The sequence below is a fragment of the Rodentibacter sp. Ppn85 genome (genome assembly GCF_001999335.1).
Lineage (GTDB): Bacteria > Pseudomonadota > Gammaproteobacteria > Enterobacterales > Pasteurellaceae > Rodentibacter.
The window spans coordinates 1-3,475 of record NZ_MLHS01000048.1 but is presented as its reverse complement, the minus strand read 5'-3'; the positions used below and the strand labels follow the sequence as shown (position 1 = coordinate 3,475).

The following is a 3,475-nucleotide window of genomic DNA, read 5'->3' as shown; positions in this document are numbered from 1 at the left end:
CCGGGCGGCTCGATTATCATCAACCGGGAAGGAATCGAGTTGGTGGGGAATGTGTATATTGAGGGGGAACTTTATCAGGAGGGTGGAGAAGCAGAGGACGTTGAGTATATTGATTCTTCTGTTAATGATGAACAAGAGAATAAATATATAGTTGAACTATATTGGTCTTATGGTAAAGAGCATAAAAAATTAAATGATAAATCTAGACATTACACAGATTTGAATCTACATATACTGACTTACAATTATTCTGAAGGTGAAGTTGTTAATGTCGAACTTGAATATGAAACAAATCTTGGAGTTAAGACAAAAACTATTTTAGGCGTAGTAAATGAATATGGGGAGGCATTAATTTCAAATGTATTTGAAAATGAAATGATTTTAACAAATGGAGATAGAAATGAAGAAAATTAAAGTTAAAACGGGTGATAAAGAATCTACATTAAAAATTAATCGTCCATCTTGGAAAAATATGTTTAGTCATTATAAAACAATGGAGAGTGCTGAATTTTATTCAATCGTCTCTTCTCAGTGGGATAAAAGTGCTAAATCAGAGGATGAAAGAGTTCGAAAACAATGGGAAAATACTTGTGCAGGCAGAATGTCCTATGCCCTAAATCATAGTGGATTTATTCTTCCTAAAAACCCTAAAGGACTAGCAATGATAGGTGAAAAAGATGGTTATAACCATTGGCTTAGGGTGAGAGAATTAAGGGAATATCTAAAGAAAAGTTTCGGCAAGGGAGATGTGGAATATCCCTTACCCGCTTTTAATTATGATAAAAACACAAGTATGGATATAAATGAGAAAGTTAAGAAAATAAAAGAAAAAATGGATGAACGAATTAAACTTGTTAAAGACAATATTTTAGAAAAAATTAAAGGGAAAAAGGGGATTGTTGTTTTTGAGGTGTCAGGCTGGAGTAATGCTTCTGGGCATTTTACTTTATGGGATGGAGAATATTTACTATATGCTCCGGGTCATGATGTTGAATCTACTTATGAATATTATATAAACGGGTTTATTTATAATTATTACTTTTGGTTTGTTCAGGAAACTAACAGTAAAATTTATCAAACAAATAAAATAATATTTTGGGAGTTAAAATGAAAAAAATTATTTTCTTACTTTTACTTTCTAATTCTTGCTTTGCACAAGAAGGTCATTCATTAGACGCTAAAGATTTCATGCTGGGATATTGCTTATCTCTTAATTACGCTAAGATGGATAAGAATAATGTGATAAATAATGATGGTTTTACACTCACTGAAAAATATTCTCTTGATGACTGGGATAGAATTATAAAATTCACTAAAAATAATGTAAGTGAGTTTTATAAAGATAAAGTATATTTGCTTCGTGAAAACGGAGAGACTGAGGAAAATAATAACATTTTTACTCAATGTATGAAGTTTTATCATTCTGATAAATTGAGAAAGTTCATTAGAAAATATCAATATTAAATTAAAAGTAGCTATCAGTAGATAGCTACTTTTTTGTATAGTTTCTCTTTTGGGCACAAATCCTACGCACCTATGACCAACCGGATGTCGAAGATATTATGAAAGTCTATTTAAAAAATATTAAACAGACCACCAGCTATCTTTATACCGAAAATCAGTATTTTCGTTTTCCGCCGTTGGTACGGGAATTTATTGCTCACTGGGAAACACTGAAAAGCGGCGGACGGGCTGAAGGATCGATACACTGGTTCACCGTAACGAATTCTTCCAATGAAGGCATTGGCAAAGGCACGTACACCACCAATGAAATGTTTAAATTATTGGGCAAACAAGATGTGATGCCGGGGGTAGCGAGAGCGATTAAACGTCAAGAATTGGAACTGGAATATTGAGATGTCAATAAACGGACATCCCGTAAGTGAAACGCCCTTACAAGCCGATGAAAAGGGAAGATTAGTTTTTCACCCGAGTTTAGTGGAGCAACCCGGAAAAGTATTACGGATAAAAGTTGTTTTTTGGAATGAACAATATCCTAAAACGGCACACTCGGAAGTTCCTGAATTTACTTGGCTAACAGGTAAGAAGATAGTGAGATTAAGAGCGTATAATATTTATGAAATGACACCTCGCAGCATTCCAAATGAAAACAACGAACCGACCACTTATAAACGCCCTTATCATCTAGTGAAGCCGGGAGATACTTGGGAAAGGATAGAGAAAGAGACGGGAATAAACCAATATGTGATAATTTGGGAAAACGGGTTGGATGAGGCAACTCCTTTAAGTACGTTGGTCGGGAAAAAACTCTATTTTCCAAGAGGGAGTAGAAAAGGTCATGCAAAATCGGAGGATAGAAATAAGAAGACGGATATAAATAAAAAAGAGGGAAATAACGTTTTACCGGTGCGTAGTGAGAATAATGGGAAGCCACTAGACATAGTGAGTCAAAATGCAGATAAATGCTTATGCCATCGTGACTTTACTGTGGATGAATTTAAATTAATTATACAGAAGTTACATAAATCAAAAGTTATTCCTAACTTATGGATACCATCCTTGAAAACAGGGGCTGCACCTAATGATAAATCTTATGAGTCATCGGTAAAAGAATTAAATAGGATTTTAGAAAAATATGAAATTAATTCATGTCTAAGAAAGCTACATTTTTTGGCTCAGGTTTTTCATGAAACGCATGGGTTTAGATCTGCTCAGGAATATGGGAAAACCCTTTCATACGATCCGTATAGGGGGAGAGGACTAATTCACCTGACGCATCGTTTTAACTATAAATCCTTTAGTAATTATGTAAATGATGAGGCAATAATGATAAATCCACATTTAGTTGCTACTAAGATTGAATATGTTTTTGAATCTGGTGGGTGGTATTGGAGAAAAGGAAGTGCGTGGGGAGATCTTAATAAATGGGCAGATAAGGATGATCTTTATTATCTTAATATTGGAGTTAATGGAGGTTTTATTGGGTTTAAAGAGAGGATTGAATATGTACATACCTTAATTAAGTTATTACATATTAAGGAGTGTTCTCAAGTAGGCAAAAATGGAAATTTAGGAATATATTCATATTCCTCAAGTGATATAAGAAATACTAAATATGGTAAGAGAAATGAACAAAAGTTTAAAAAATTTGATATGCCCTAGTGTAATGATGATTGGATTTTTTTCATTTTATGCACACTCTAGTGATTTCATCAAAAAAAACGAAAATCTAGTAAATTGTAATTTAGATTCTTCTGGTTATCATAAATGTCAAATGAGTTATCATGGGAAAAGTGAAACCTTTAAAGTTAAATATGATATTTGCCCTGTTTTTGATATAAGCATAGATCACGATATTGTTGAGGTACTTTGCTCACCAATAAGAGATTATTCTAACTATAGTTATTATAAATATATTAATGGAGAATTATTGTTTTTTAAATATGATTCAATATTTGGAGGAAACGATAATTTAGTTGATGAATTATCCTATGAAACTAGCTCTCCGTATTTG

5 protein-coding genes and 1 pseudogene are annotated in these 3,475 nt (G+C 33.0%); all 6 read left to right on the top strand.

Going from position 1 to position 3,475, the window contains the following annotated elements; genetic code table 11:
* A pseudogene (locus BKL51_RS08775) lies at positions 1-414 on the top strand (hypothetical protein); the annotation flags it as partial.
* Entirely contained in the window at positions 401-1,111 is a 711-nt protein-coding gene (locus BKL51_RS08770) for a type VI secretion system amidase effector protein Tae4 (protein WP_158074924.1), read from the top strand. The pseudogene BKL51_RS08775 and the gene BKL51_RS08770, both read left to right, overlap by 14 nt.
* On the top strand, positions 1,108-1,464 hold the full coding sequence (locus BKL51_RS08765) for a hypothetical protein (RefSeq protein WP_077466323.1): 357 nt from the start codon (positions 1,108-1,110) through the stop codon (positions 1,462-1,464). The genes BKL51_RS08770 and BKL51_RS08765 overlap by 4 nt, the downstream gene beginning before the upstream one ends.
* 98 nt (positions 1,465-1,562) lie before the next feature.
* Positions 1,563-1,856, top strand: coding sequence for a hypothetical protein (locus BKL51_RS08760; RefSeq protein ID WP_233127108.1), 294 nt, complete (start codon positions 1,563-1,565; stop codon positions 1,854-1,856).
* Between the two features lies 1 nt (position 1,857).
* Positions 1,858-3,123 (top strand): hypothetical protein, encoded by a 1,266-nt coding sequence (locus tag BKL51_RS08755; protein ID WP_077466322.1) that lies wholly within the window; start codon positions 1,858-1,860, stop codon positions 3,121-3,123.
* A partial coding sequence (locus BKL51_RS08750; RefSeq protein WP_143530580.1) for a hypothetical protein occupies positions 3,089-3,475 on the top strand: 387 nt, incomplete at its 3' end. The genes BKL51_RS08755 and BKL51_RS08750, both read left to right, overlap by 35 nt.

What these genes read in the sequence shown, in the direction of transcription:
- BKL51_RS08760 (WP_233127108.1), top strand. Translation starts at nt 1,563, where the DNA reads ATGAAAGTCTATTTAAAAAATATTAAACAGACCACCAGCTATCTTTAT.
- BKL51_RS08765 (WP_077466323.1), top strand. Translation starts at nt 1,108, where the DNA reads ATGAAAAAAATTATTTTCTTACTTTTACTTTCTAATTCTTGCTTTGCA.
- BKL51_RS08770 (WP_158074924.1), top strand. Translation starts at nt 401, where the DNA reads ATGAAGAAAATTAAAGTTAAAACGGGTGATAAAGAATCTACATTAAAA.
- BKL51_RS08755 (WP_077466322.1), top strand. Translation starts at nt 1,858, where the DNA reads ATGTCAATAAACGGACATCCCGTAAGTGAAACGCCCTTACAAGCCGAT.